6 protein-coding genes, 4 tRNA genes and 1 other RNA gene are annotated in these 5,590 nt (G+C 44.6%); 2 read left to right on the top strand and 9 right to left on the bottom strand.

What is annotated here, in order from left to right; all coding sequences use genetic code 11:
• The 6 genes from AC2A06_RS18370 to AC2A06_RS18345 all read right to left on the bottom strand — a co-directional run.
• Nucleotides 1–81, bottom strand: an 81-nt coding sequence (locus tag AC2A06_RS18370) for an elongation factor Tu (RefSeq protein WP_003842260.1), incomplete at its 3' end; no start/stop codon positions are given.
• A 107-nt stretch (nt 82–188) separates the two neighbouring features.
• Nucleotides 189–264, bottom strand: a tRNA-Thr gene (locus AC2A06_RS18365).
• A 6-nt stretch (nt 265–270) separates the two neighbouring features.
• Nucleotides 271–345, bottom strand: a tRNA-Gly gene (locus AC2A06_RS18360).
• A gap of 43 nt (nt 346–388) precedes the next feature.
• Nucleotides 389–512, bottom strand: a non-coding RNA gene (locus AC2A06_RS18355) — RtT sRNA.
• Nucleotides 513–557: 45 nt separating this feature from the next.
• A tRNA-Tyr gene (locus tag AC2A06_RS18350) sits at nt 558–642 on the bottom strand.
• Between the two features lie 22 nt (nt 643–664).
• Nucleotides 665–740, bottom strand: a tRNA-Thr gene (locus AC2A06_RS18345).
• 446 nt (nt 741–1,186) lie between these two features.
• On the opposite strand from AC2A06_RS18345, the gene AC2A06_RS18340 reads away from it, so the two are divergent.
• Nucleotides 1,187–1,735, top strand: a complete 549-nt coding sequence (locus tag AC2A06_RS18340; RefSeq protein ID WP_484381236.1) for a GNAT family N-acetyltransferase — start codon at nt 1,187–1,189, stop codon at nt 1,733–1,735.
• On the opposite strand, the gene AC2A06_RS18335 is transcribed toward AC2A06_RS18340, so the two are convergent.
• A complete protein-coding gene (locus AC2A06_RS18335; RefSeq protein WP_484381235.1) occupies nt 1,728–1,916 on the bottom strand; it encodes a hypothetical protein in 189 nt (62 codons plus the stop codon). The genes AC2A06_RS18340 and AC2A06_RS18335 overlap by 8 nt on opposite strands.
• A gap of 44 nt (nt 1,917–1,960) precedes the next feature.
• On the opposite strand from AC2A06_RS18335, the gene coaA reads away from it, so the two are divergent.
• Nucleotides 1,961–2,911 (top strand): type I pantothenate kinase, encoded by a 951-nt coding sequence (coaA, locus tag AC2A06_RS18330; RefSeq protein ID WP_037386471.1) that lies wholly within the window; start codon nt 1,961–1,963, stop codon nt 2,909–2,911.
• Nucleotides 2,912–3,062: 151 nt separating this feature from the next.
• Here the strand turns inward: coaA and birA are convergent, their stop codons facing one another.
• The gene (birA, locus tag AC2A06_RS18325) at nt 3,063–4,025 is read right to left on the bottom strand and encodes a bifunctional biotin--[acetyl-CoA-carboxylase] ligase/biotin operon repressor BirA (protein ID WP_023491904.1); all 963 of its coding nucleotides are present in this window, start codon (nt 4,023–4,025) and stop codon (nt 3,063–3,065) included.
• Nucleotides 4,022–5,059 (bottom strand): UDP-N-acetylmuramate dehydrogenase, encoded by a 1,038-nt coding sequence (murB, locus tag AC2A06_RS18320; protein WP_484381234.1) that lies wholly within the window; start codon nt 5,057–5,059, stop codon nt 4,022–4,024. The genes birA and murB overlap by 4 nt, the downstream gene beginning before the upstream one ends.
• Nucleotides 5,060–5,590 lie beyond the last annotated feature (531 nt).

The following is a 5,590-nucleotide window of genomic DNA, read 5'->3' as shown; positions in this document are numbered from 1 at the left end:
AGTGGTTTTACCATGGTCAACGTGGCCGATAGTACCGACGTTAACGTGCGGTTTTGTACGTTCAAATTTTTCTTTAGACATCGATTGTCCCTCTAAGACACGGATAAATCGGTGGTATCACCACATCAACCAAGCATTTGCTTGTTGGATCCAACACAGAAAAAATCAGGGGACGAGGATTTAAGAAGTGGTGCTGATAGGCAGATTCGAACTGCCGACCTCACCCTTACCAAGGGTGCGCTCTACCAACTGAGCTATATCAGCACATCTTGGAGCGGGCAATGGGAATCGAACCCACATCATCAGCTTGGAAGGCTGAGGTAATAGCCATTATACGATGCCCGCATCCTGGAACTCGGCTACCTAATTTTTCTGTAGAATTTACAGGTTATGGTGGGAGAAGGATTATTCGTCGCTTGTTCCTCACCTTTCGGACCAAGCTGCGCAACTTATCTGGCGCTGCTTGACTCGAAGCTTACTGAAGGTTTTCACCTTCCCCAAATCATGTTCATAATCAGAATCATCATTTGAGATAAGTTCTGATTGAAAATCGGATTTGGTGGTGGGGGAAGGATTCGAACCTTCGAAGTCTGTGACGGCAGATTTACAGTCTGCTCCCTTTGGCCGCTCGGGAACCCCACCTGATTTTAACTATTGTACTTGATGGTGCCGGCTACCGGAATCGAACTGGTGACCTACTGATTACAAGTCAGTTGCTCTACCTACTGAGCTAAGCCGGCATCAAGTGCAGCGCATTCTAGGTAGAGCTGACGGGCTATGCAACTAAAAAATTGCATTCTATGCACTACCGCTCATAAATCAGCCAATTCATGGCTGCTATTGGCTATTTTTCTCACAGCTCGAACAAGAATTCATCAACTGCAGAATCAGGCTTAAACAAATTTCGTTGTTTTACCCACATTCCCACCAGAGCATAGCGGCAAACAATCACGCTAAAAACAATTGAGATCGAGTACGATGCTCCAAAAGAGGGCAATACGTTTATCGGGCATATTCATTACATAGTTAATAAACATACCGTGCAGGAGGGTGAAGAACATGGCCAAGGCCAACATGGTCAGTCGAATGAGCCTAAAAGCTATGATTCCAGGCAAAAGCGACATTGAATGCTCATATTGGCGCAGTTATTGCTTAAGTCATGACTTTTTATGCAGGAATATGGCCAGTGAAAATAATCATGCTCAATTCAGTCACTCTCCCTTTCTACTGTGGAGAACTGGCGCACCTACTGATGGATGCAGTCACTCATGGTGCTTCTGTTGGTTACAACTCGAACCTTCGCCATGAAGAAGCAGAGAATTATTTCCAGTCACTTCAGCCAACACTAGCAAATGGGATGCGACTTTTATGGGTCGTCATGCACAACAATGAGGCAATTGGCACTGTGCAACTTGAACTATGCCAAAAACCGAACGGCAGTAATCGGGCCGAAATACAAAAACTCCTCGTCCACAGCAAGGCTCGCCGCCATGGTGTCGGCCGGGCACTAATGAAAACACTGGAAATGACCGCGCGGAGTCTGCGTCGCGGTCTGCTTTATCTGGATACTCAAGCAGGATCCGCTGCGGAAAATTTGTATCACTCATTAGATTACTATCGTCTTGGTGAAATACCTGATTACGCTACTACCCCCGACGGCCTTTATCACCCGACGGTGATTTATTATAAGCGACTGTTTAATTTCGATTTATCTTCAAATTACATGATCAACTAAGCACTATTCTGCCAGTCGATATCATGGCAGGTTTAAGTACAGGTTGAGGAATGCGCGCCATCCAGCGGCCTATCACTTGAGCATAAATACGCTCTCTATCGATAACATTTGCAAAAAAAGCTACGCCAAAAAAGAAGCTATCTATAATATGCAGTTTGTTTATTATCTGGAGTTGGCGCACTGCGCTTTTCCTAACCTGCGTTAACGGGCAGAATTTGGCTTATGATGATAAAAAGAGATCCATGTTTAGCAACACCTTATCTTCAGTTTGATCGTACCCAATGGGCAGCACTGCGAGATTCAGTACCACTGACGTTATCAGAAGAAGATATTGTTAAACTCAAAGGGATTAACGAAGATCTCTCCTTAGAAGAAGTCGCGCAAATCTATTTACCGCTTTCGCGACTACTGAACTTCTATATCAGCTCTAACCTACGCCGTCAGGCTGTTCTGGAACAGTTCCTAGGAACTGATGGGCAACGCATACCTTATGTAATTGGCATTGCGGGTAGTGTCGCTGTGGGTAAAAGTACTACTGCACGCTTGTTGCAGGCGTTATTGAGCCGTTGGCCAGAACATCGCAGTGTGGAGCTGATCACCACCGATGGCTTCTTGCACCCAAACAAGGTGCTCAATGAACGCGGTCTGATGAAGAAAAAAGGGTTCCCACAATCCTACGATATGCATAGCTTAGTAAAATTCGTCTCAGAGGTTAAATCTGGCGCGAAACATGTTACTGCTCCAGTATATTCTCATCTGATCTATGATATCGTGCCGAGAGATCATAAGGTCATTGAACAACCCGACATTCTCATTTTGGAAGGGTTGAATGTTCTGCAAAGTGGAATGGATTACTCACATGATCCTCATCGGGTATTTGTTTCCGACTTTGTTGATTTCTCAATCTATGTCGATGCCCCAGAAGATTTATTGCAAACGTGGTATATCAACCGCTTTCTGAAATTCCGCCAAGGTGCTTTCTCTAATCCAGATTCTTATTTCCATAACTATGCAAAATTACCAGAAGAGGAGGCAGTTAATATTGCCGCTCAGTTATGGAGTGATATCAATGGGTTAAATTTAAAACAAAATATCCTGCCAACTCGTGAAAGAGCCAGTTTGATCATGACAAAAAGTGCCAATCACGCAGTAGAAAGTGTCCGATTGCGCAAATAGTCAACGATAGTGACCCAATAAATGTCCCTCAGTAGAAGGCTTACCCATAAGCCTTCTACTGAGGAGACTATGGTAAATAGCCAGCGAATCGCATCCTGACCAATCTCCTGCTTGGTCACCTTCTGACTGCAGCTGATATAAAGCTGGAATATCATTCAGCGCTGCGCAAAGATATTTCACCACCAATGAAAGGTTTAATTACGCCATCTTGCTCAAGTAACAATGCGCCTTGCTGATCAATTCCCCTGGAGATGCCTAAAATCTGCTGATCACCAATTAAAAGTTTAACTGGTCGATCGATAAAATTATCCAAGTCACGCCAACGAGAAATAAATGGTGCCAATCCTTCTACTTCGAATAGTCGTAAAGAATAACGTAGCTCGTTGAGTAACTTTGCTGCTAATTCATTGCGATCAATATTAATTCCCGCTTCCTGTAAGTTAATCCAGCGCTGATCAATTGAATTAGCATTCGTCTCACGCATCGCCAGATTAATACCCGCCCCCATAACCAATTGAGCAGCATCCCCCGTCTTACCGGTTAATTCAACTAGGATCCCTGCCAACTTGCGATCATCAAGATATAAATCATTTGGCCACTTAACACGTACTTTTTCTGCCCCTAGCCGCTGTAGTACCTCAGCCATCACAATACCAATGACCAGACTTAATCCCATCGCAGCGGCAGGACCTTGTTCAAGCCGCCAAAACATGGACAAATACAGGTTGCTACCGAAAGGAGATACCCATTGCCGCCCACGCCGCCCACGCCCTGCCTGCTGATACTCTGCAATACAAGCATCGCCAGAGGTCAATTCTTTTATTCTATCCAACAGGTATTGATTTGTTGAGTCAACGACTGGCAATACTGTTACCCGCTTATCGTCTAACAGATTCAGGATACGTTCGACATCCAGCAGCTCAAGTGCCACAGGCAGGCTATAGCCCTTGCCTGGTAGCGTGAATACATCCAATCCCCATTCACGAATCGTCTGGATATGCTTGTTAATCGCCGCTCGGCTCATTCCAAGAGATTCCCCTAGATACTCACCGGAGTGAAACTCACCATCGGCGAGTAATGAAATGATCTTCAAGGGTACTTTGGTATCCTTCATGACAACACCTCAATCGCATCCACTTCACCGGTGGCAGCAATAAAGCGCACTTCGGGTTCTAACCAGATATCAAACTTAGATGCCACGGTATTGCGCACATGCCGTGCTAACGCAACCAGGTCCTGACTGCTGGCATTACCTGTATTAACCAATACCAATGCCTGCTGCCGATGTACTGCGGCCCCACCAATCTGATAACCCTTTAACGAACATTGATCGATAAGCCAACCAGCAGCCAGTTTCACTTGCCCATCTGACTGTGGGTAATGCGGCATTGATGGGTATTGGGTAAGTAGTTCATTAGCGACATCACCACTCACCTGGGGATTTTTAAAAAAACTGCCTGCATTGCCCATCACTCGTGGATCCGGCAATTTAGTACGCCGGGTAGCACACACCGCATCATAGACTTGCTGTGGCGTTACCGTCTGCGGATCCAGTTTGCTTAGCTCACCGTAATTGAGCTGAGGACACCATTGTTTGCTAAGTCGAAAGCCAACACCCACGATCGCAAAACCCTGTTTAAATTCATGCTTAAAAACACTTTCTCGGTAACCAAACTCACAGCGCTGTGGCTCCATGCGATCAATCTCACCAGTGGTCAGATTTAACAGATCAACATACTCACACACTTGCCTCAGTTCCATACCATAGGCACCAATATTTTGAATCGGTGCAGAACCTACTAATCCCGGGATCAGCGCAAGATTTTCCAAACCTGGAATGCCACATTCAATGGTATGCTTGACCAAATGATGCCAGTTTTCCCCTGCACCAACATGAAGATACCAGGCGTCTTGCTCTTCCCTGATCTCAATGCCTTTTAGTTCGTTGATCACGACAGTGCCAGCAAAATCTTCTAAAAATAGCATGTTACTCCCCTCTCCTAATACCAGGAAGGATTCCTGCCGCTTTTGTGCCTTCTGCCAGGCCTTAATCATCATTTCAATCTGTTCTGCAATAACTAAATGCGCTGTGTTGACCGGGAGCGCAAATGTATTGTAGTTCTTTAAAGACGCGCTTTCAGTAGACATGTTTTAATTACTCTCACTTAATAAACTTTCATCTAGTCTACTCGATTCGTCGCCAATGGCTATTATTTGTTTTTGTCAGCGAGATTTTTGTTGTCATTTAATAATGACGACCTATTCCGCTCAATGAATACATATATAAATCATATTGATATAGTATTAATTTTATCTATAAGAAAATGAATATAAATTAAATAAATATTAATTATAAGTATCAATATAGGGTTAGAAGTCTAGAATCAAAAATCTGGTGAATATTATCGAGAAAAATCTCAGTCCTAAATCGAGTCAGACTCATTTTATCATACACAGCAAAAAGCCCCACGCTTGCGCACGGGACTTTCTACTTGTTTGGATGCCTGGCACAGTGCCTACACAGTATTCGTCTCATCCTGAGACTCCCTGTGGGGCCACCGTCAACGGCGTTCCCCTCAGTTCCCAATTCCGCAATGGCTTGAATCAGAGAAGCGATAACTGTTTTATCGTACACAGCAAAAAGCCCCATGCTTGCGCACGGGGCTTTCTACTTATTTG

This window comes from Serratia sp. HNCC26DJ244 (assembly GCF_057180565.1).
The sequence above is the reverse complement of the archived record's forward strand: the minus strand, read 5'-3'. Positions and strand labels throughout refer to the sequence as shown.